This window comes from Brevundimonas sp. VNH65, from assembly GCF_049445955.1.
GTDB lineage: Bacteria > Pseudomonadota > Alphaproteobacteria > Caulobacterales > Caulobacteraceae > Brevundimonas.
On the sequence record NZ_JBMSDX010000010.1, the window covers coordinates 104,708 to 126,703 of the forward strand.

Here is a 21,996-nt window from a genome sequence, read left to right on the forward strand (position 1 = left end):
AGGGTTTTTGCAAATCGGCCTTGGGGTCAAACCGGATTCGTTGCGTCGCAGCAACAAAAACTTCGCAATGCAGCAATTATCCGATCACAAATCTGCGAACAGGGTTTCCGGATATCGCGGTTTCCGGATCAGGATCGCAGCGCCGCGATCCAGGCCGGCAACTCGGCGATCCGGCTCAGCGACACATAGCGCGGATGTCCTTCCGGCGCGTCGGCCAGTTCGTGGGCCCAGGTGACGTGGTAGGGGATGTGGACGCCGAAGGCGCCCGCCTCGAGGGCGGGCAGGACGTCGGACTTCATCGAGTTGCCGGCCATCACCGCCTCGGCCGCGCCGGTGCCGTGGCGGGCGAAGACGCGCTCATAGGTTCCGCGATCCTTTTCCGAGACGATCTCGACCGCGCTGAACCGTTCCCCCAGGCCCGAGGCCGCCAGCTTGCGCTCCTGGTCCAGCAGATCGCCCTTGGTGATCAGGACCAGCCGATAGGTCTCGGACAGTTCGGCGATCACCTCGTCCACGCCCGGCAGGGTCTCGACCGGGTGAGCCAGCATCTCGCGCCCGGCGGCCAGGATCTCGCGCACCACCTCGGGGGGGGCGCCGCCGTCGCACAGCTCCATGGCCGTCTCGATCATCGACAGGGTGAACCCCTTCACCCCATAGCCGTAGAGCCGCAGGTTGCGCTGTTCGACCTCGGCCAGCCGCCGCTCGATCGTCTCCAGGTCGCCGTGATCGTCCAGCAGGTCGACGAACCGCGCATGGGTCAGGCGGAAGATGGTTTCGTTGTGCCAGAGGGTGTCGTCGGCATCGAGGCCGACGGTGGTGATAGGCATGGCGCGTCCTCTCGAAGGCGGTCGTCTCCTTGGCCGCCTCCGGGCCGTCCCACAAGCCCCCGGCTCAAACGGATCGAACCTTTGTCGTTCTCCGGCGTTAGCTTCCAGCTTGGCCGTCGTGTCGTCGCGTGTTTGGGGCTTTCCATGGATCATCGGGCATGACGGCGTCGCCGATCCTCCAGGCCCTGCGCTCGTCCACCGGCGACGCCCACGCCGCCCTGGACCGCCACATCGATTTCGACGCCCGTGTGCGCGACCCTCGCCGTCGGCGGCGTCTTGTCGGCGCCTTTCGACGCCTTCACGCCTCGACCGACCGCCTGTTCGCCCGCGCCCTTCCCACCCGGCTGCGGCCGGCCTCCCGACTGACGGTCCTGGACCAGGACCTGTCGGACCTGGCGTTCGACGGTGACCGACCGGTGGACGATCTGGGGGCCACGTCGGCCCAGGCCCTGGGCTGGGCCTACGTCATCGTGGGGTCGAGCCTCGGCGGCCATGTGCTCAGACGCGGTCTCGTGTCCGACGGCGTCGACCTGACGGGCCTGGGTTTCCTCGACGCGGACAGCGGTGTCGTCGGCGCCCGTTGGCGCGCCCTGGTGGCGATGCTCGACGCCGAGGCGGCCGCCGGCCGCGCCCCGACGACCGAGGTCACGGCCGGCGCCGTGGCCGCCTTCGCCTATGCTCACGCCGTCCTGATCGAGCCCGGTTCTGACGCGACGGCGGCCGCCGCATGAGGTCCGGGCCCGCCGATCTCGCCGACGTCGCGTCGTCGCCCGCCCTCAGCGACTGCGACCGCGAGCCCATCCATGTGCCCGAGGCCATCCAGCCCCACGGCCTGCTGTTCCTGGTGGACGGATAGGGCGACGTCGCCCGCGCCGCCGGCGAGGTCCTGCGGCTGACCGGCGTCGACGAGGGCAGGCCGGGCACGCCGATCGGCGCCCTGATCGGCGAGGCGCTCGCCGATCGCATCCGCCAGGTCGCTTCGACCTCGGCCGCCTATCTGGGGCGCTGGACCGCCCCGAACGGCGCCGACTTCGACGTCAGCGCCTGGTGCGACGACGGCTTTCGGGTCGTAGAGATCGAGCCGGGGTCTTCCGGCGGCCTGTCGGCGGCCGATCGCCTGGCGGAGCTGGACGAGGCGGCCACCGCCTTCGACCGCGCCCGCACCGTGCGCGATCTCTGTGACGAGGCGGCGCTCGCCTTCCGCCGCCTGACCGGTTTCGACCGCGTCATGATCTATCGCTTCCTGGAGGACGACTCCGGCGCCGTCCTCGCCGAAGCCCGGGACGAGGCCATGCCCTCGTTCCTGAACCAGCACTTCCCTGCCGGCGACATCCCGCGTCAGGCGCGCGACCTCTACGTCCGCAATGTCGTGCGGGTGATCCCGGACGTGAACTATGCGCCGCAAGCCCTGACGCCGGCCCCGGAGGGTGCGCCGCTCGACCTGTCCGAAAGCGCCCTGCGCAGCGTGTCGCCGATCCACCTCCGCTATATGCGCAACATGGGCGTCGGCGCCTCGGCCTCGGTCTCCATCGTCGTCGAGGGGCGGCTGTGGGGGCTGGTCGCCTGTCACCACGCCTCGCCGCGGCTGATGGGGCGGGAAGTGCGCGGAGCCGCCGCCTCCCTGTCCCGCGCTTTCGCCCGCCAGATCAAGTCGCGCGCCGACGCCGAATTGCTCCGCGCCCGCAACCAGGCCCGCCAGCTGGAGGAGGGCGTGATGGCCCGCCTGCCGCTGGACATGCCGGTCGCCCTGAGCCTGACCCGCGTGATGTCTCAGCTGATGCAGATGATGGACGCCGACGCGGTGGCCGTCGTCGCGGACGGGCGCGCGGTCTGCCACGGGGCCTGTCCCGATCAGCCCGCGCTGATCGCCATCGCGGACTGGGTGGCGGCCCGTCCCGACCCCCGGCCCGTGACCACGCGGTCGCTGTCCGCGCTGATGCCCGGCGCCGAGGCCTGGTCCGCGACCGCCAGCGGCCTGGCCGGATTCGTCATCCCCGACAGCGGCGGCGCGGTGGTGCTCTGGCTGCGCGCCGAGCGGATCGAGACGGTGCGCTGGGCCGGCGACCCTCACGAGGGCGTGCGCCACGGCCCGCTGGAGGCGCTCACCCCGCGCGCCTCGTTCGACGCCTGGTCCGAGACGGTGCGCGGCCAGTCCGCCCTGTGGTCGGCCGCCCAGGTCGAGTCGCTGGCGCGCTTTCGCGACGCCCTGTCCGACTTCGCCTCGATCCGATCCCTGCGTCGCCGCAACACCAATCTGCTGGCGGAACTGGCCGAGCGGGACAACCGCCTCGCCCAGCATGATTTCCTGCTGCGGGAGGTCAACCACCGGGTCCAGAACAGCCTGCAGCTGATCTCCAGCTTCCTCGCGCTTCAGGCGCGCGAACATGGCGACGGCCCCGGCGCCCAGGTCCTGGGCGAGGCCCGTCGCCGGATCAAGGCCGTCTCCCTGGTCCACAGCCGCCTCTATCTGGCCGACCAGGCCGACAGCGTCGACCTGGCCCGCTACCTCACCGAGCTGGTCGAGGACATCGGCGGGTCGTCGGGCGAGGACTGGCGGCGACAATTCTCGCTGGATCTCACACCGTTGCGGATCGAGCCCGAGCGCGCCGTCACCGTCGGCCTCATCTTCACCGAACTGGTCATCAACGCGCAGAAATACGCCTATGCGGGGGCGCCGGGCCCGATCGAGGTGCGGCTGGACCTGATCGACACCCGGTTCCGGCTGCAGGTGGCCGATCAGGGGCGCGGAGGTCACAACGCGGGCAAGGGCTTCGGCTCGCGGATGATCGAGAGCATGGCCCGGCAGCTCGGCGGCGAGGCCGTCTATCGCAGCACCGACACCGGCCTGATCGTCGATCTGACCGCGCCCGCCCGCCTCGACAGCCGCAGCTGATCCGTTCGGATTGGGGCCGACGGGCGCTTTCGTCGAGATAGCCGCCGGCTCCCCCTTCTGATCCGATCGGCGCGGGCGACGTAAGGGGGGAAGGTCCGATGGAGACGCCCGTGATCTCTTCCAGCTCCGCCGTCGTCATCGGCGCCTCGGGCGGGATCGGCGCCGCCGTCGCTGCGGCGCTGCGGGCTTCGGGGCGGTTCGCGGTCGTCCACGCCCTGTCGCGCTCCGGGACCGGCCTCGATCTCGAGGATGAAGACGCGGTCGCCGCCGCCGCCGCCGGGGTCGCGGACGGCCCCGCGCCGACGCTCGTGTTCGTGGCCACGGGCGTCCTGCATCATGGCAAGGCGCCGGAACGGAGTTTCCGGGCGATGACGGCTGATCACCTGCTGCGGGACTACAGGGTCAACACCGTCGGTCCGGCGCTGGCGGCGAAACATTTCCTGCCCCTGCTGCCGCGCGATCGGCCTGCGGCCTTCGCCGCCCTGTCGGCCCGGGTCGGGTCGATCTCCGACAACCGGCTGGGCGGCTGGCACAGCTACCGGGCGTCCAAGGCGGGTCTGAACATGATCCTGAAGAACCTCGCCATCGAGCTTTCGCGAACCCATCCTCTGGCCGTGGTGGCGGGCCTGCACCCAGGAACCGTCGCCACCGACCTCAGCGCGCCGTTCCAGAAGGGGGTGAAGCCGGAACGGCTGTTCACGCCGGCCTATTCCGCAGAACGCCTGCTGGCCGTCCTCGATCGCCTGACCCCGACGGACAGCGGCGGCGTCTTCGCCTGGGACGGGACGCGAATCCCCGGATAGTCTCGGCGCATGAGCCAGACCGAAGTCATTCCCGTCTCCACCGCCCCGGGTCGCAAACTGGGCTGGGGACTGGCCGCGCTGGTGGTGGCGGGCAACATGATCGGGTCGGGCGTCTATCTGGCCCCCGTCAGCCTGGCGACCGTCGGCTCGTCCAGCCTGATCGGCTGGCTGGTCTGCGGCATCGGGGCGATGGTGCTGGCCGCCGTCTTCGCCGCCCTGGGACGGCTTCAACCGGACGCCGACGGCCTGTCCGATTTCACCGGGCGTGGTCTGGGACGGTTTCTGGGATACCAGACGGCCATCGCCTACTGGGCGGTCTGTCTGACGGGTAATGTGGCCGTGGCCCTGGCCGGCACCGGCTATCTGGCCTTCTTCATTCCCGCCCTGAAGACGCCCGTGTGGGCGGCCGTGTCGAACCTGGTGCTGATCGCGGTGACGACGACGGCCTATGCCTGGGGCGCGCGCTGGGCGGCGCGGCTGGGCGCGGCGACGCTGGTCATCGGCCTCCTGCCGATCGTGCTGGCGGTCGCCGCCGGGGTCGTGGCCTTCAACGCCGACACCTTCGCCGCCTCATGGAGCCCCTCGGGGGAGCCGCTCGTTCGGTCGGTCCCGGCCTCTCTGGTCGTGATCTTCTGGTCTTTCCTGGGGCTGGAGAGCGCCGCCGCCCTGTCCCGGCTGACCCGCGATCCGGCGCGCGACGTCGGTCGGGCGGGCGTCGGCGGCGTGGCCCTGGCGCTGGTGGTCTATGTCGCCGCCTGTGTGGCGGTGTTCGCCGTCATCCCGGCGGACCAGCTGGCCCGCTCGACCAGCCCGTTCGCCGATCTGGCGGCGCGCGTCTTCGGCGCCTCCATCGCCGGGCTGGTGGCCGCCTGCGCCGTGCTGAAGGCGACCGGCACCATCGCCGGCTGGACCATGCTGGGCGGCGAAACCGCCCGCAGCGCCGCCGAACAGGGCTATCTTCCCCGCCTGTTCGGTTCGCCCGCGACGCCCGGCCGCCTGCCGTTGACCAATCCGCTGATCAACGGCGCCGTCATGGCCGTGCTGATCGTCGCCTCGATCCAGCCCACCCTGGCGCAACAGTTCAACCTGCTGATCGGGGCCTGCACCGTCCTGACCATCTGCCTCTACGGCCTGTGCTCCATCGCCCTGTGGCGCGCCTCGTCCGCGCCTGCGGCGCGCATTCTGGCCGCCGTGGGCCTGGTTTTCGCGGTCGGGGCGGTGGTGGCGGCGGCGCCGGGATCGGTCATTCCGGCCATCGTCGTCTTCACACTGGCGTCGCTGGCCTGGCCCCTGGTGCGACGGGCGCCGGCGAAGGGGACGGCCGAAGCGTCTTCGGCGCGTTGACCCGGGGGCCTCGCCTCTGTATCGACGCCGCCGTTTGCCCGCCCGAATCCGCCAGCATCACGAAGTTGACCGAAATCTGAGTTCGGATGCGTTCGCAATCGAACCGATTTCGCTCTAGAGGACCGCCATGACCACAGAGCTTCTTCCCGGCTGCACCGGCGTTCTGGTCCTCGCCGACGGAACCGTCTTTCAGGGCGTGGGCGTCGGCGCCGCCGGCTCGGCGCTGGGCGAGGTGGTCTTCAACACCGCCATGACCGGCTATCAGGAAATCCTGACCGACCCCTCCTACATGAGCCAGATCCTGGCCTTCACCTTTCCGCACGTGGGCAACGTCGGGGTGAACGTCGAGGACATCGAACAGATGGGCGGCGGCTCCGATACGTCCGCACGCGGCGCGATCTTCCGCGACGTGCCGACAGACCCCGCCAACTGGCGCAGCCAGAACAGCTTCGACGGCTGGATGAAGTCGCGCGGCGTGGTCGGCCTGGCGGGCGTCGACACCCGCGCCCTGACCCAGATCATCCGCGACAAGGGCGCGCCTCACGCGGTCATCGCCCACGACCCCGAGGGCCGCTTCGACCTGGAGGCCCTGACGGCCCAGGCGCGCGACTGGACCGGTCTGGTCGGCCTCGATCTGGCCAAGCCCGCCTCGACGCTCCAGGCGTTCGACTGGGACGAGGGTCTGTGGGAATGGCCGGAAGGCCACCCGCGCGTGGACGCCGCCGACAAGTCGGTGGTGGTCATCGACTATGGGGTGAAGCGCAACATCCTGCGCGCCCTGGCCTCGACCGGCGCCCGGATCACCGTCGTCCCCGCCACGACCACGGCGGAAGAGGTGCTGGCCCGCAATCCGGACGGCGTGGTCCTGTCCAACGGGCCGGGCGATCCGGCCGCGACCGGAGAATACGCGGTGCCCGAGATCAGGAAGCTGGTCGACAGCGGCAAGCCCCTGATGGGCATTTGCCTCGGCCACCAGATGCTGGCTCTCGCCCTGGGCGCGAAGACCGTGAAGATGGATCAGGGTCACCACGGCGCCAATCACCCGGTCAAGGATCTGACGACCGGCAAGGTCGAGATCGTCTCGATGAACCACGGCTTCACCGTCGATCGTGACAGCCTGCCCGAGGCGGTGACCGAGACCCACGTCAGCCTGTTCGACGGCACGAACTGCGGCATCGCCGTCGCGGGCAAGCCGATCTTCAGCGTCCAGCACCACCCCGAGGCCTCGCCCGGACCGGCGGACAGCCTGTATCTGTTCGAACGGTTCGCGGGCATGATGCGGAGCTGATCCGCCTGTCTTTATCCGCCTGCGGCGTTCGGTCGTAGCATCGCAACATCGGGTGTTGCGTTTTCTTGCGGCCTGCCGCGACGGAAGCTAGGACACCGCGCGTTCAAGCCTTGTTTGCCGGCCACGTCGCGTGGTTCCCGGCCGTCTTCTTTTGTCGCCGGAGCCTGCCGATCGTGGTCAAACGCCATTTCTTCCTGATCGCGGCCGGCGTGCTGTTCGCCCTGATGGTGCTGGCGGTGATCTTTCGCCTGGCTTTCGCCGGCGACGGCGCCGACAGCAAGGGCGGGCCGGGCGCGCGGGGCGGACGGGGTCAGGCGGTCTCGGTGGCGACGGTCTCGCCGCGCGACTTCTCGGACCAGATCCGCGTCATCGGCGTGGCGCGCGGCGCCCGGTCTGTGAACATCACCTCCTCGACCAGCGAACTGATCACCCGGGTGATGTTCAGCGACGGCCAGCGGGTCGCCGCCGGCGCGCCCCTGGTCCAGCTTCAATCGCGTGAAGAGGACGCCGGCATCATCCAGGCCCAGGCCGAGGTGAACCAGGCGCAGCGCGAATACGACCGCTACAAGACCCTGGCCGACCGCGGCGTGGCCCCGCGCGTCACCGCCGAACAGGCCGAGACGGCGCTGGAGACGGCCCAGGCCGCCCTCGCCGCCGCCCGCGCCCGTCTGGGCGACCGCGTCATCCGCGCGCCCTTCGCCGGCACCATCGGCCTGACGACGGTGACGCCCGGCACCCTGGTCAGCCCCGGCGGCGTGATCGCCACCCTGGACGACACCAGCGTCATCCGCGTCGATTTCCCCCTGCCCGAACGCTACCTCGGCGTCCTGCGTCCCGGCCTTCCGCTGACGGCCACGGCCGACGCCTATGAGGGCGAGGTCTTCTCGGGCCGCATCGCCCTGATCGACAGCCGCATCAACGAGGCGACCCGCGCCGTCACCGCGCGGGCGGAGTTTCCCAATCCGGGCGGGCGCATCCTGCCCGGCATGATGCTGCGCGTCGCCGTCGCCCAGGGCCAGCGCCAGTCCCTGGCCGCGCCCGAGGCGGCCGTCCAGTACGAGGGCCAGACCGCCTTCGTCTATCGCATCGCGCGCGGCGAGCGCGGCGAGACGGCCCAGCGCGTCGAGGTCAAGACCGGCATGGTCGAGGGCGGCTTCGTCGAAATCCTCTCGGGCGTAGCCGCGGGCGATCGCATCGTCGGCTCCGGCCTGAACCGCATCCAGCCCAACTCGCCGGTGTCCACCGGCGGCGGCCGTCCGGGCGCCGGCGCCGCGCCCGCCGCCAAGGGCGCCGCCCAATGATGCTGTCCGATGTCTCGGTCCGTCGCCCGGTCTTCGCGGCGGTCGCGGCCATCGTCCTGTGCGTGATCGGCCTGGCGGCCTTTTTCTTCCTGCCGGTGCGCGAGCTGCCTGACGTCGATCCCCCGGTGGTGTCGGTCAACACCAGCTACGCCGGCGCCTCGGCCGAGGTCATCGAAAGCCGGATCACCGAGCCGATCGAACAGCAGATCGCGGGCATCCAGGGCGTCGAGCGCATCAACTCGACCAGCCGCGACGGCCGATCCAACGTCAACATCGAGTTCTCGCTGGACCGCAACATCGACGACGCGGCCAATGACGTTCGCGACCGGGTCAGCCGCGTGGTCGGCCGTCTGCCGGACCAGGCCGACCCGCCGGAGGTCGCCAAGGCCGATTCCGACAGTTCGCCCATCATCATCCTGTTCCTGCGCTCCACCGACATGACGCGGCTGGAGCTGACCGACTACGCCGACCGCTATCTGGTCGATCGACTGGCGACCGTGCCGGGCGTGGCCACGGTCAACATCTTCGGCGAGCAACGCTACGCCATGCGCATCTGGCTGGACCCCGCCGCCCTGGCCGCGCGCGGGCTGACGGTCACCGACGTCGAGACGTCCCTGACCAGCCAGAACGTCGAACTGCCCGCCGGCACCCTGGAGTCCGGCCAGAAGGACTACACCGTCCGCGTCGCCCGCACCTATTCGCGACCCGAGGACTTCCGCCAGCTGCCTATCGGCGTGCGCGGCGCGACCTCGACCTCTGTGGCGACCCAGACGACCGGCGGCGCCACCGCCGCGGCCCTGCCCAGCGGCGCCTCGGGCGCGATCCAGGGCCGGACCGGCTATGTCACCCGCCTGGGCGACGTCGCTCGTGTCGAGGAGGCCCCGGCCGAGGACCGCCGCCTGTTCCGAGGCAACGGCCTGGACCAGATCGGTCTGGCCGTCACCCGTCAGGCCCAGTCCAACGATCTGGCCATCTCCGACGGCGTCAAGAAGCTGATGGAGGAGGTCCGCCCCACCCTGCCGCCGGGCGTGACCCTCGAGGTCGGCACCGACAACTCCGTCTTCACCTCGCACGCCATTGACGAGGTCTGGATCACCATCGGCATTTCGATGGCCCTGGTGGCCCTGGTCAACTTCATCTTCCTCGGCTCGCTGCGCGCCGCCCTGATCCCGTCCGTCGTCGCGCCGATCTGCCTTCTGGCGACCTTCATCGTCCTCGCGCCGCTGGGCTTCTCGCTGAACCTGCTGACCCTGCTCGCCCTGGTGCTGGCCATCGGCCTGGTGGTGGACGACGCCATCGTGGTGGTCGAGAACATCCAGCGCCGTCTCGACCACGGCGAGCCGCCCCTGGTCGCGGCCGAGCGCGGGGCCCGCCAGGTCTTCTTCGCCGTGGTGGCGACGACGATCGTCCTGTTGTCTGTGTTCGCGCCGCTGCTGTTCCTGCCGGGCTATGTCGGACGCCTGTTCGTCGAACTGGCCGCCGCCATCGCCGCCGCCGTGGCCTTCTCGGCCTTCCTGGCGCTCAGCCTGTCGCCGATGATGGCCTCCAAGATCCTGCGCCCGGCCAAGACCGGCGGCTGGCTCAACCGGCGCGTGGACGGGGCCATGGACCGGCTTCGGGAATCCTACGGGGCCACTCTGTCGGCCTTCCTCGGCAAGCGCGTCGCCCTGTTCGCGGTGATCGGCCTGTTCGTCGTCGTGGTCGGCGGGGCGGCGGCCATGTTCGTCTCTCTGCCCAACGAACTGGTGCCGCAGGAGGATCGCGGCCGCGTCACCGTGCGCGTGGCCGGCCCCGAGGGCGCGGGCTTCGACTACACCCGCGAGATCATGCTCGGCATCGAGCCTTTGCTGCAGGAGTACCGCGACAACGGCGAGGCCTCCAACTTCCTGGTCTCCGCTCCCGGCTTCGGCGGCGGCAGCTTCAACTCCGGCAACGCCGTGCTCAATCTGGCCGATTGGTCCGAGCGTGACCGGTCATCCGATGAAATCGCCCAGGAGTTGAACGGCAAGCTGCGCACCCAGACCGGCGCCCAGGTCAACGCCTCCGTGCCCGGCGCCTTCCAGCGCGGCGGCGGTGGCGGCGGCGGCAACTCGGTGGAAATGATCGTCACCGGCGCCGAATACGCCGACATCTACAACTGGCTCCAGCCGGTCCTGGCCGCCTCGCTCGAAAATCCGGGCTTTTCCCGGCCCCGTCTGAACTATGAGCCCAACTCGCCGCGACTGCTGGTCGATGTGGATCCGGAAAAGGCCGCCGGCCTCGGCGTGTCCGCCCAGTCGATCGGGCGCACGCTCGAGACCATGTTCGGCTCCCGCCGCGCCACCACCTACATCAGGGGCGGTCAGGAGTATGACGTCATCCTCCAGACCAACCGCGACGAACGCCGCAATGTGGCGGATCTCGAGGCGCTCTACGTCACCACCGGCTCGGGCCAGCTGGTGCCTCTGTCGGCCGTGGTCCGCACCCAGACCTCCGGCGACACGCCCGATCGCCGTCGCCTGGATCGCCAGCGATCGATCAGCCTCCAGGCCGACCTCAATCCCGGCTACACCATCAACGACGCCGTCACCTTCCTGACCGACGTCGCCGCCGACCAGCCGCAGGGCGTCGTCTCCCTGCGCTGGGGCGGCGCGGCCCGGGATCAGGCCGAGGCCGGCGGCGCGGTCATCGCCGCCTTCGGCCTGGCGTTGCTGCTGGTGTTCCTCGTGCTCGCGGCCCAGTTCGAGAGCTGGATCACCCCGGCGGTGATCATGCTGACGGTGCCGCTCGCGGCCGCCGGCGGCCTGTTCGGCCTGACCATGGCCGGCTCCAGCCTGAACCTCTACTCCCAGATCGGGCTCATCATCCTGATCGGGGTGGCGGCCAAGAACGGCATTCTGATCGTGGAATTCGCCAACCAACTGCGGGATCAGGGCCGGTCGATCATCGAGGCGATCATCGAATCCTCGACCCTGCGCCTGCGCCCGATCATCATGACCTCGATCGCCACCGCCTTCGGCGCCCTGCCGCTGGTGCTGTGGCAGGGGGCGGGCGCCGGCAGTCGCCAGACCATCGGCGTGGTCATCTTCGCGGGCGCCATCTTCGCCACCCTGCTGACCCTGTTCGTGGTGCCGGTGATCTACGCCCTGCTGGCGCGCTTCACCAAGTCGCCGGAATACACCGCACGCCTGATCGAGGAGTGGGAGGCCCGGGAGGTCAGGGCCGACGCCGACGACAAGGGGCCGGGCCACGGCCCGGCGCCCATGCCGGCGCCGGCGGAGTAGGTCACAACAGCAACGCCCCCTCATGGCGCAGCAGCCAGGTCTTGCGCTCCAGCCCGCCGCCGAAGCCGGTCATGGACCCGTCCGCGCCCACCACCCGGTGACAGGGCAGGACCAGGGGCAGGGGATTGCGGTTCAGGGCCACCCCGGCGGCCTGCGGCTCCCCTGCCCGCCGCGCGGTCTCTGCGTAGCTGATAGTCGTTCCCGCCGGAACGCCGGCCAGCAGCCGCCAGACCCGGGCCTGAAATCCATCGGCCGACCGCGCCCCGTCCAGCGACCAGGGCAGACGCGCGAGCGCCGACAGATCGCCGGCGAAATAGGACTGGATCGCCGCGACCGCGTCCTCCGGCGCTTCACCTCGCTCCAGTCGGGCATTGGGATATTCGCGTCTCATCGTCCGCGTCAGCCCGCTGAACGCGCCGTCGCTGTCGAAGCACAGGCCACGCAGGCGCTTCTGCGGATCGAACGCCAGGTCGAGCGCGCCGATCGGACTGTCGAGGCGACAGACCGGAAGATTGTCGGGCGGAGCCGTCATGCCTGCATCATGCCGAGGATCGGCGACGTGGTCTCGCGGCTTTCGGACCTTTTCCCGCCTTTCGGAATCTGACGCTTGCCGGACGGTGGGTTGCGGCCCCGCTCCCGGCCTCGGCAGGGTGGCCGGGATCGGGAGGGATCGACATGTCGCCACATCACGTCACAGCCGTGTTCGCCGCCGCCGCCGCCGCCGCCGCCGCCGCCGCCCTTGTCGCCGCTTCCGGCGCCGAGGCGCAATCTTCTCCGGCCACGATCGTCCCCGGCGGACCGCCGACGTCGGGCGAGTTGCGCGACAGCGACGCCGTTCTGGAGGACGGCAGCTTCTATCGCTGTCATCCTCTCGATGTCCGGCGTGGCCAAGTGGTCCAGATCGTCATGGCCTCGACCGACTTCGACGCCTTCCTGATGGTCGGCAAGGGCGCCTCCTGCCGCTCGATGGCAGGGTTCAAGACCGACGACGACAGCGGCGGCGGCGAGCAGGGTCTGGACGCCCAGGTGACGGTCGCCGCCGATGACGATGGTCCCTGGTGGGTGCGCGCCAGCGGCGTCAACCGCACCCAGGTCGGAGCCTATGTCCTGCACACGACCCTTGTTCCGGCGGTCCTTGGCGACCAGGTTCGTCGCATGAACGGCGGCCGGGACATCATCCGCATGGGTGAGATCGTCGCCGACAAGCTCACGGAACACAGCCCTCAGACGGCCGACGGCGTCCACTTCCGTTGCCATGATTTCGTGGCCGAAGGCGCGATGGTGACGGAGATCCTGCTGAACTCCGGCGACTTCGACAGCTATCTGACGGTGAAGGCCGGCGGCTGTCCCGGCGGCCGGCTGATCGCCGAGAATGACGATTTCGACGATACCCTGGACTCGCGCATCCGCCGGCGTCTGGCCCCCGGGCCTTACGCCGTCGTGGTCAGCACCGTCGATGGTCACGCCACAGGCGACTATCTGCTCACCCTGTCGATCGGCGGCATCGAAGACTAGCTGGGCGGGAGGAGACAGACATGCTCATCGGCAGCTTCGCAATCGCCGTCCTCTTCGGGATGGCTCAGGTCACCGATACGCCTCTTGTTCAGGGTCGCCCTGTCGAGGGAACGATGTCGGTGGCGGGCTTTGAGGCCGACGACTGTTTTGTCCTCGACAAAGCTGAGCTCGGCCCGCTGTCGGTGGCGGTTCGGTCCGACGGATTTCCCGTCGCGCTAAGTATCTTGCGGCGGGATCAGTGCGCTGACGACTCTCGTTGGGGAACGCCGGGACCTCAATGGCGTAGTCCAGAGGGGTCGCATGCCAACGAGGCGCGTATCGAAATCGCCCGGGCCGATCCGGGACGATATGTCGTTCAGGTGCGGCGCAGACTCTATGCGACAGGCGCAGGTCCCTATGTCGTGGCGGCTGCAAACATGCCCGCCGCGCCGACGCCCAGCCTGTCTCGTGCAAACTCTATCGCCCTGGCGGCCTCCTCGCCGCCGGGGAATGCGCCCGGTCAGGCGTCGACGGGCTCCGCCTCGGCCCAGCCAGGCGTCACTCGGGCGTCCGTCATGCCGCCCGCGCCGCCGGGCCCCCGCGTCGCTCGGCGCCAGTTGTCCATGGGCGAACCCGTCACCGGCGCCCTCGCCGCCGGCGGGGCGACGGCGGCCGACTGCTATTATGTCACCACGACCAACCGCTACATGCCGAGGTTCGAGACTATCGTCCGCGCCGAGGGCTTCGACGCGGTCGTGGGCGTGGGGGAGGGGCGCGACTGCTCGGCCCCGGTCATCTGGAGCGACGACAACGGCGGCGCCGCGACGGGCGGGCCGAACGACGCACGGCTGGAGGTCACGCCGGACCGGCCGGGCGACTATTTCATCCGCGTCGATCGCCGGGGCGACGGGGTCGGAAACTATCGTGTCATGGCCATCGTCGACGGGATCTTCACCGTCGGCGCCGGGCTGAACTCTCCTATGGCGCAGAGACACGCCACCACCATGGCCGCCGCCCGCGAGCGCGCCCGCACCGAGGTCGCGAGCCTGACCTATGCCCCGCCGCCGCGTCCGGCCGGCTGGCCCTCGCTGTCGGACGGCGACATCTATGAAGTGATCGATCGCAGGCTGCAGGCTGACCCTGCCGGCCTGACAGCCGACGAGCGGGCCTGGTTCGGCTATCACAACGAACTCAGCATCAAGCAGCATTTGGCCGGGGTGACGACCTGGTTGTCGCAAAACCCCTCCACCGAAGAACAGCGTGCGCGCGTCGCCTCAGCTCCACGGCAAACCTCGCCCGCGACCCTCCCTGCCGCCCAACCGGGCTCCAGCCAGGCGCAGTCGTACGCGGAACTGGGCCAGATGCCCGCGATCGCCCCGCCGGAGGTCGTCGAGGCGATCCGGTTGTGGAATGCGAATGTCGCCATCGTCGGCCGGCGCGGGCTGACGTTCGACGGCCTGCTCGATCCCGGGGTCTACCAGTCGGTGACCCGCGCCGGTTATTTCGACGCCTGTTCGCGCCTTGGCCGGGCGGCCGAAGTGCTGGGCGGCGCCTACCGGTTCCACTGGAAGTCGAACTGCATGACGGACGAGGCGGTGGTCGCCCTCATGCGACGGCACAGCCTCGCCGATCGCGCCGCCCAGCAGCAGGCCGCCCAGGATCGTCGCTGGACCGAGGCCGCCCAGTCCAACGCCATGCGCCAGGCCTTCCTCAATCCCGAAGTCACGGTCTGGTCCACGGATTCCTCGGGCCGTCGTACCAGCCAGACCATGCGGTATCAGGAATACCAGCGACGCTATGTGCACTGACCGCCCGCCCCCCGATCAGCGCCTGTCCCATTGCCGATAGCCGCGTTCGGCGTAGGGTGAGCCCGCGCCGTGATCGACGGCGCTGGACAGGGAGCCCGCCGATGTCTCGCCTTCGCCTCTCCACCGGTCTCGCCGCCGCCGTCGCCGCCCTCGTGGCGGGGGGGCTGGCCGCCTCGGCCCTGGCCCAGAACCGGTCCAGTCCGCCCCGACCCGGCGGAAACCTGCCCGCCGGCAGCTATCAGCAGAGCTGCCGCGGCGCCAATCTGAACGGCAATATCCTCAGCGCCCAGTGCCCGAACAGCCGCGGTGCCCCTGTCTTCTCCTCGATCGACACCAACGGCTGTCGCGGGCGGGACATCCGCAACGACAACGGCTATCTGCGCTGCGATTCCGGCGCCGGACCCCAGCCGCCGCGCCCGCCCCAGGTCCCGACCGGCAGCTATCAGCGGTCGTGCCGCAACGCCTCGGTGCGCGGCGACGTGCTCCAGGCCCAGTGCGCCGACGAGCGCGGTCGCTATGTCTCCGCCAGCCTGAACATCCGCCCTTGCGGCAACCGGGACATCTACAATGATCGCGGCCGGCTGGGGTGCAATCCGGGCGGTCCGGGCCACGGCGGCCCGGGTTGGCCCGGCGGTCCGGGAGGCCCCGGCGGTCCCGGCGGCGGCGTCCAGCCCCCGATCGGCGGCAACTTCGAGGCCATCCTCTACACCAGCGCCAACTATCGCGGTCAGTCGCTGCGCGTGCGCGGCCCTGCCGCCAACCTGGCCTGGTATCCGGGCTTCAACGACAATGTCCGCTCGATCCGCATCGTGCGCGGCCGGGCTCAGGTCTGTGTCGACGCCAACTTCCGCGGCGCCTGCCAGACCCTCAGCCGCTCGGTCGCCGATCTGAACCGCATCGGCATGGGCAACCGCATCTCCTCGGTGCGCTGACGTCGGACGGGGAGGGCGCGCGCGTCCTCCCCGATCCTACTATCGACAGAATGCCTGACCCGGCTCCAGATGCAGGTGGTCCCGGTGCTCGGCGTTGTACTCCGGCGACAGCACCGTGCCGAACACCCGGCAGCCCTCGTCGCGGATCCGTTTCAGGAAGGCGCCCTCCGGCCCGGCGTCGTTCCAGTCGGCCAGGACCGTGATCCGCCGCCCGTCGCGCAGTCGCACCCCCGCGAAGTCGAACGCCGCCGCCCGTGAATGGGCGCTGGGTCGCGCGCCTGCCCGATTGTTCACCGGCCGACAGGCGTAGGTCCCCATGTGGTCGATCTGGACGACGTCCGATCCCAGCATCTGCCGCGCCGCCGGCTCCACAACCTGTCGCCGCCAGACGCTGAGCGCCAGCGCCAGTTCGCAGGTCGCCGTGGGCCCCGCCGGCGCCAGCCGCGCCACCGTCCCCATGTCCGGCCCGATCACGCCGGCGTTCTGCAGAAAGCAGGTCTGCGTGTTCACCCTGTCCGCCGAGGGCACGTAGTTGATCCGCGCCGACTGAAGTTCCGCCACACACCGCGCAGGATCCGCCGCCGTCCGCGTGATCCGGTCGCGGGTCCCGCCGTCCACCGGCCGGTCGACCAGCCCGCCGCCGACCGGCGTCTGCTGCGGCGTCCAGGGTCTCGGGCCGGGCGCGGGCGCGTCGGGGATCAGCCGCCCGCAGCCGGACAGCAGCACCACCCCGATCACCACCCAGATTCGCTTCATCCGCCGACCCTATCCGCTTTTCGCCGCCGCCACCCTGGCGCCGGCGTTTGTCAGCATCCTGTCCCCGGCCCGGCGCGTTGACTGGCGACAGCGCCCCTCTCGCACTAAGTTCCGTTCATGAACCGTTCCTCGACTCCCAAGGGCGCCGCGCCGCGTTCGGCCAAGCCGGTCCACACCCCGAACGCGGGTGTCAGGGAGGCCGCGGCCGCCTTCATCCACGATACCGGCAAGATGCCGATGTTCGCCCCCGTGCCTTCGTCATCCTCCGGCTTGACCGGAGGACCGCGCCTGACCCCCGCCGAGGCCCCCGGCAAGCCGGACGACTGGGTGCCCCACCGCCCCAGCCATGACGGCAAGAAGAAGGGCGGCCGCTTCCGCCTCGAAACGAAATACACCCCCGCCGGCGACCAGCCCGCCGCCATCGCCGAACTGGCGGCCCAGGCCGAGGCCGGCGATCGCGACCAGGTCCTGCTCGGCGTCACCGGCTCCGGCAAGACCTTCACCATGGCCAAGGTCATCGAACAGACCCAGCGCCCGGCCCTGATCCTCGCCCACAACAAGACCCTCGCCGCCCAGCTCTATTCCGAGTTCAAGGCCTTCTTCCCCGACAACGCCGTCGAGTATTTCGTCAGCTACTACGACTACTACCAGCCCGAGGCCTATGTCCCCCGCACCGACACCTACATCGAGAAGGACTCCTCCATAAACGAGCAGATCGACCGCATGCGTCACTCGGCGACGCGGGCGATCCTGGAGCGGGACGACGTCATCGTCGTGGCCTCGGTCTCCTGCATCTACGGCATCGGGTCGGTGGAGACCTATACCGCCATGACCTTCACCCTGAAGGTCGGGGACCAGATCGACGAGGCCAAGCTGCGCGCCGACCTCATCGCGCTGCAGTACAAGCGCAACGACGCGGCCTTCGAGCGCGGCATGTTCCGCAAGCGCGGCGACACGATCGAGATCTTCCCCGTCCACATGGAGGACCGGGCCTGGCGCATCAGCCTGTTCGGGGACGAGATCGAGGCCATCGCCGAGTTCGACCCGCTGACCGGCAAGAAGACCAACGACCTGCAGGAGGTCACCGTCTACGCCGCCAGCCACTACGTCACCCCGCGCCCGTCGCTGAACCAGGCCATGACCGGGATCAAGGCCGAGCTGAAGGAGACGCTCGACTGGATGGTCGAGAACGGCAAGCTGCTGGAGGCGCAACGCCTCGAACAGCGCGTCCGCTTCGATCTGGAGATGATGGAGGCCACCGGCTCCTGCGCCGGGATCGAGAACTATTCCCGCTGGCTGACCGGCCGCGCGCCGGGCGAGCCGCCCCCGACCTTCTTCGAATACATCCCCGACAACGCCCTGCTGTTCGTGGACGAGAGCCACGTCACCATCGGCCAGATCAACGGCATGTTCCGGGGCGACTATGCGCGCAAGTCGACCCTGGCCGAATACGGCTTCCGCCTGCCGTCCTGCATCGACAACCGCCCGCTGAAGTTCGACGAATGGGACGCCATGCGGCCCCAGACGGTCCACGTCTCGGCCACCCCCGGCAAGTGGGAGCTGGACCGGACGGGCGGCGTCTTCGTCGAACAGGTCATCCGCCCCACCGGCCTGATCGACCCCCCGGTCGAGATCCGCCCGGTCTCGGGCCAGACCCGCAACCAGGTCGACGACGTCATCGACGAGGTCAAGGCCACCACCCGCGCCGGCTACCGCTCCCTGGTCACCGCCCTGACCAAGAAGATGGCCGAGGACCTGACGGAATACATGCACGAACAGGGCGTCCGCGTCCGCTACATGCACTCCGACGTCGACACGCTTGAGCGGATCGAGATCCTGCGCGACCTGCGGCTGGGGACCTTCGACTGTTTGATCGGCATCAACCTGCTGCGCGAGGGGCTCGACATCCCCGAATGCGGCCTGGTCGCCATCCTCGACGCGGACAAGGAGGGCTTCCTCCGCTCCGAGACCTCCCTGATCCAGACCATCGGCCGCGCCGCCCGCAACGTCGACGGCCGCGTCATCCTCTACGCCGACCGCATGACCGGCTCGATGGAGCGCGCCATCGCCGAGACCGACCGCCGGCGCGAGAAACAGGTCGAATACAACCTCGCCCACGGCATCACGCCCGAGAGCGTCAAGCGCGAGATCAAGGACATCCTCGACAGCCCCTATGAGTCCCGCGCGATGGACAAGCTGACCGCGCCGGGCGTCAAGGAGGAGGCCAAACCCTTCACCGGCTCCAACTTCCAGGCCGCCCTCAAGGACATGGAGGCGAAGATGCGCGAGGCCGCCTCCAACCTCGAGTTCGAAACCGCCGCCCGCCTTCGAGATGAAATCAAGAGGATGAAACTCTTGGACCTCGACTTCGCCAAGGACATGGTCGGCGGCGACTGACCCTCTCCTCCCTGTCGCGCTGCGACGGGGAGGGGGACCACGAAGTGGTGGAGGGGCTCTTCAATCCGGCGCGCCTTTAGCCCTCCGGCTTGACCGGAGGGTGATGGACCTGGAATTCGCCAACGAGGTCCTGACCGGGGAGGGGGAGACCGTCGACAAGTCCGCCCCGAAGAAGTGGCGCGCCGAGGCGGCGGCCGAGAAGGCGGAGGCGTTCAGGAAGGGGCGGGGGTAGGGGTGGACTCCACTCGCACCACGGGAGTCCTCCACGAGTCCCTCATTGCCGGTATAATGAGCGCTTTGCCATTGCGTGGAATCAGTGCGTGTGCAATGGAGTGAGGAACAGGAGGTGAACATGGCCGAGAAGCAGAGCTTTCCTCAAATTCCTTCGACCGTGTGGTGGGGCGTGCGCGCGCTCCTTCAGCGCTCGCCAAACTCGCCGATATCGGAGCGGACCCTTGGCGTGCAGCTCAATGTCCAGGAGGCCGCAGCCAAGCAGTACGTGGTGGAACTGCGCCGAGCTGGCATTCTTGATGAAGACGGAAAGGCCACGGAGCTCGGCCAGAGGTGGAGGCACGATGACACCTACGCCGATGCTGTCTCAGACATCCTCTCCCAGACTTATCCGGAGAGCCTCATCCAGATCGCGCCGCCAGGTGAGGCCGATCGCCAAAAGGTCATTTCGTGGTTCACACGAGAGGGGCTTGGAAGGGGCACTGCCGGCAATAAGGCCGCAACTTATCTGCTGATCAGCAGCGCGGAGCCAAATGCCTCGACGCCCAAGTCAGCTGGGGCTGGCACAGGCGCGCAGAGGAAGCCATCTTCCAAGGCGAGCACAGGGGATGTCCCGAAAAAAACTGTCTCGGAAAACGCACGGAGGGAAGCAAAAGTGCGGGCACCGTCACCTGATCAGATGCCGCTGAATGTCAACGTCCAGATTCATATCGGTGCGGACGCATCGTCAGATCAGATTGAGTCGATTTTCTCTGCGATGAGGCGGTATCTTTATGATGGTACCGCTACTTAAGCGGCTGCAGGCCCTACAAGAACATCTGCTCGAGGCTGGATTGGCTCGGTCAGTACTGGCTTTGCCAGCGCCGCGAATGCTGTCCTTGCCATCGCCCTCTTCTGAGGAAGCGGGATATTCGGGCCTTTATTCTCGAACTGTAACCGAGACAGAAATCGTTGAAGTGTCCAGAGATTTGTTTGCCTCAGGGCATCATTCTCTTGCGGTCCAAGAGGCGTTCAAGGCCGTTGAGAAGCTCGTCCAGTCACGTGCGTCCGCGCACTCTCAAAGCGGCACGGCTCTTATGGAAACTGTTTTTAGCGCGAATAGACCAAGACTTTACTGGTCAGAGAGACGTAGTCAGTCGCAGAAGGACGAGCAACGCGGCTATATGCACTTATATGCTGGCTCAATGTTAGGCATTCGGAACCCGGTTACCCACGAGTTCGGGTGGGTCGATGAAGGAGAGACAGCGCTAGAGTTGATCCTGTTCGCCCAGCACCTTCTTCGAAAGGCCAAGGTCGCGAGCGTTGCGACCGCCGGTGTGTCAATCGAGAAAGACCAATCGGCAGAGCGCGATTGACGCTAACCCATTGTCGTGGATCCATGAATTTTCTCAGGGAGCTACTACCATGCCTGTGTTCACTGTCCTTTCCCGCGTCGATGCCTACGTCGATTACACCTGCGAGGTCGAAGCCGACTCTGCTGAGGAAGCCGTTGATCTCGTCTATGAAGGCCACGTCAAAGTCGCTTGGAAGAACCAAGGCGTAACGGAGTTCGACGCGGTCCGCGTGTCAGCCATCGACGAGGACTGGAACGACATCGATGACTACACGCGCGGTAAGGGCTGAATAACCAACGTATGGCCACTCTGGCGTATGGTCGAAGACGACATCCCCTGGAGCAATCTAGGATTTGATGAAGAGGGCGCCGTCTATAGGGGCGCGACCCAGAATGCCCGGGTGCTGAGCGAGGGCTGGATCGCCGAAAACGGCTTCTGCCCGAGCTGTGGCGCGGCACCCCTGACGGCCTTTACAGCCAACTCTCCGGTGGCGGACTTTCATTGCGGCATGTGCACCGAGGAATACGAACTCAAGGCCACCAAGGGGCGGATCGACCGCAAGCTGGTCAACGGCGCCTACGGCGCGATGAAGGCGCGGCTGGCGGCGGCGAACAATCCCAGCCTGATGGTCATGGGGTATGACAAGGCGCGCACCCGCGTCACCGACCTGATCGTCGTCCCCGCCCACTTCTTCACCGAGGCGATCATCGAGCCGCGCAAGCCCCTGTCGATGACCGCGCGTCGCGCGGGCTGGCAAGGCTGCAACATTCTGATCGGCCAGGTGCCTCTGGCCGGGCGCATCTCCCTGATCCGCACCGGCCTGCATGTGCCCAAGGCGACGGTGCTGGACCAGTGGCGATCCACCCTGTTCCTGCGGGAGACGAAGCAGACCGCGCGCGGCTGGTTGCTTGCCGTCATGAACGCGGTCGAGGCCATCGGGCGGCCCGAGTTCACCCTCGACGACGTTTATGCCCACGAGGCGAGCCTGTCGGCCCTCTATCCCGACAACAATAACGTCCGCCCCAAGATCAGGCAGCAGCTTCAGGTGCTGCGGGATCGCGGCTGGCTGGCGTTCAACGGGCGCGGGGCGTATCGGCGGGTTTGATCTTCCGCTTTCGTCATTCCGGGCGGCGGGAGCGGAGCGACCAGAGACCCGGAACAGGGCGCCCTCCGATCGAGTCGGAGGGTGACGAGCGCGAGAGCGCGAAGCTGTCGCGCACATCGCTCGCTGACCCATCGCCTTCGCTTCGCTGCGGCGCCGCCCTGTTCCGGGTCTCCCCCCGGCTTTCGCCGGGGTCCGTCCGGAATGACGAAAGAGAGAGCGG

Annotated in this window: 19 protein-coding genes and 1 pseudogene; 17 read left to right on the plus strand and 3 right to left on the minus strand. The window is 68.7% G+C overall.

All coding sequences use genetic code 11. The features are described 5' to 3' along the window. Positions 1 to 128: 128 nt before the first annotated feature. Positions 129 to 827 carry an HAD family hydrolase gene (locus ACO2Q1_RS14685; protein ID WP_423330228.1) on the minus strand — a complete coding sequence of 233 codons (699 nt, stop codon included), beginning with the start codon at positions 825 to 827 and terminating at the stop codon, positions 129 to 131. Between the two features lie 158 nt (positions 828 to 985). Between ACO2Q1_RS14685 and ACO2Q1_RS14690 the strand changes: the two genes are divergently transcribed. The 8 genes from ACO2Q1_RS14690 to ACO2Q1_RS14725 all read left to right on the plus strand — a co-directional run bounded on the left by ACO2Q1_RS14690 (position 986) and on the right by ACO2Q1_RS14725 (position 11,719). Further along, positions 986 to 1,558, plus strand: coding sequence for a biliverdin-producing heme oxygenase (locus ACO2Q1_RS14690; protein WP_423330229.1), 573 nt, complete (start codon positions 986 to 988; stop codon positions 1,556 to 1,558). After that, the gene (locus ACO2Q1_RS14695) at positions 1,555 to 1,683 is read left to right on the plus strand and encodes a hypothetical protein (protein WP_423330230.1); all 129 of its coding nucleotides are present in this window, start codon (positions 1,555 to 1,557) and stop codon (positions 1,681 to 1,683) included. Before ACO2Q1_RS14690 ends, ACO2Q1_RS14695 begins: the two co-directional genes overlap by 4 nt. Positions 1,684 to 1,992: 309 nt before the next feature. Next, positions 1,993 to 3,720, plus strand: coding sequence for a histidine kinase dimerization/phosphoacceptor domain -containing protein (locus tag ACO2Q1_RS14700; RefSeq protein WP_423330231.1), 1,728 nt, complete (start codon positions 1,993 to 1,995; stop codon positions 3,718 to 3,720). A 110-nt stretch (positions 3,721 to 3,830) separates the two neighbouring features. After that, positions 3,831 to 4,523 (plus strand): SDR family NAD(P)-dependent oxidoreductase, encoded by a 693-nt coding sequence (locus ACO2Q1_RS14705; protein WP_423330232.1) that lies wholly within the window; start codon positions 3,831 to 3,833, stop codon positions 4,521 to 4,523. Positions 4,524 to 4,532: 9 nt separating this feature from the next. Then, positions 4,533 to 5,867 carry an amino acid permease gene (locus ACO2Q1_RS14710; protein WP_423330233.1) on the plus strand — a complete coding sequence of 445 codons (1,335 nt, stop codon included), beginning with the start codon at positions 4,533 to 4,535 and terminating at the stop codon, positions 5,865 to 5,867. 127 nt (positions 5,868 to 5,994) lie between these two features. Then, positions 5,995 to 7,155, plus strand: a complete 1,161-nt coding sequence (carA, locus tag ACO2Q1_RS14715; protein WP_423330234.1) for a glutamine-hydrolyzing carbamoyl-phosphate synthase small subunit — start codon at positions 5,995 to 5,997, stop codon at positions 7,153 to 7,155. Positions 7,156 to 7,328: 173 nt separating this feature from the next. Continuing rightward, positions 7,329 to 8,456, plus strand: a complete 1,128-nt coding sequence (locus ACO2Q1_RS14720) for an efflux RND transporter periplasmic adaptor subunit (RefSeq protein WP_423330235.1) — start codon at positions 7,329 to 7,331, stop codon at positions 8,454 to 8,456. Beyond that, positions 8,456 to 11,719 (plus strand): efflux RND transporter permease subunit, encoded by a 3,264-nt coding sequence (locus ACO2Q1_RS14725; RefSeq protein ID WP_423330270.1) that lies wholly within the window; start codon positions 8,456 to 8,458, stop codon positions 11,717 to 11,719. Before ACO2Q1_RS14720 ends, ACO2Q1_RS14725 begins: the two co-directional genes overlap by 1 nt. Before the next feature lies 1 nt (position 11,720). Here the strand turns inward: ACO2Q1_RS14725 and ACO2Q1_RS14730 are convergent, their stop codons facing one another. Next, entirely contained in the window at positions 11,721 to 12,251 is a 531-nt protein-coding gene (locus ACO2Q1_RS14730; protein ID WP_423330236.1) for a methylated-DNA--[protein]-cysteine S-methyltransferase, read from the minus strand. A gap of 143 nt (positions 12,252 to 12,394) precedes the next feature. Here ACO2Q1_RS14730 and ACO2Q1_RS14735 point away from each other — a divergent pair, with 143 nt between their 5' ends. The 3 genes from ACO2Q1_RS14735 (at position 12,395) to ACO2Q1_RS14745 (ending at position 15,953) form a co-directional block, all read left to right on the plus strand. Next, positions 12,395 to 13,234, plus strand: a complete 840-nt coding sequence (locus ACO2Q1_RS14735; protein WP_423330237.1) for a hypothetical protein — start codon at positions 12,395 to 12,397, stop codon at positions 13,232 to 13,234. A 20-nt stretch (positions 13,235 to 13,254) separates the two neighbouring features. Then, positions 13,255 to 15,021, plus strand: coding sequence for a hypothetical protein (locus ACO2Q1_RS14740; protein WP_423330238.1), 1,767 nt, complete (start codon positions 13,255 to 13,257; stop codon positions 15,019 to 15,021). Positions 15,022 to 15,122: 101 nt separating this feature from the next. Next, positions 15,123 to 15,953, plus strand: coding sequence for a CVNH domain-containing protein (locus ACO2Q1_RS14745; RefSeq protein ID WP_423330239.1), 831 nt, complete (start codon positions 15,123 to 15,125; stop codon positions 15,951 to 15,953). Between the two features lie 39 nt (positions 15,954 to 15,992). Here the strand turns inward: ACO2Q1_RS14745 and ACO2Q1_RS14750 are convergent, their stop codons facing one another. Further along, positions 15,993 to 16,709, minus strand: coding sequence for an extensin family protein (locus tag ACO2Q1_RS14750; protein WP_423330240.1), 717 nt, complete (start codon positions 16,707 to 16,709; stop codon positions 15,993 to 15,995). 117 nt (positions 16,710 to 16,826) lie between these two features. Here ACO2Q1_RS14750 and uvrB point away from each other — a divergent pair, with 117 nt between their 5' ends. The 6 genes and pseudogenes from uvrB (at position 16,827) to ACO2Q1_RS14780 (ending at position 21,776) form a co-directional block, all read left to right on the plus strand. Beyond that, positions 16,827 to 19,106, plus strand: a complete 2,280-nt coding sequence (gene uvrB, locus ACO2Q1_RS14755) for an excinuclease ABC subunit UvrB (protein ID WP_423330241.1) — start codon at positions 16,827 to 16,829, stop codon at positions 19,104 to 19,106. A gap of 103 nt (positions 19,107 to 19,209) precedes the next feature. Then, positions 19,210 to 19,338: pseudogene (locus ACO2Q1_RS14760) on the plus strand (hypothetical protein); the annotation flags it as partial. A gap of 120 nt (positions 19,339 to 19,458) precedes the next feature. Then, positions 19,459 to 20,130 (plus strand): hypothetical protein, encoded by a 672-nt coding sequence (locus ACO2Q1_RS14765; protein WP_423330242.1) that lies wholly within the window; start codon positions 19,459 to 19,461, stop codon positions 20,128 to 20,130. 76 nt (positions 20,131 to 20,206) lie between these two features. After that, the gene (locus tag ACO2Q1_RS14770) at positions 20,207 to 20,692 is read left to right on the plus strand and encodes a TIGR02391 family protein (protein WP_423330271.1); all 486 of its coding nucleotides are present in this window, start codon (positions 20,207 to 20,209) and stop codon (positions 20,690 to 20,692) included. Positions 20,693 to 20,741: 49 nt separating this feature from the next. Next, entirely contained in the window at positions 20,742 to 20,960 is a 219-nt protein-coding gene (locus ACO2Q1_RS14775; RefSeq protein WP_423330243.1) for a hypothetical protein, read from the plus strand. Between the two features lie 27 nt (positions 20,961 to 20,987). Further along, the gene (locus ACO2Q1_RS14780; RefSeq protein WP_423330244.1) at positions 20,988 to 21,776 is read left to right on the plus strand and encodes a DpnI domain-containing protein; all 789 of its coding nucleotides are present in this window, start codon (positions 20,988 to 20,990) and stop codon (positions 21,774 to 21,776) included. Positions 21,777 to 21,996 lie beyond the last annotated feature (220 nt).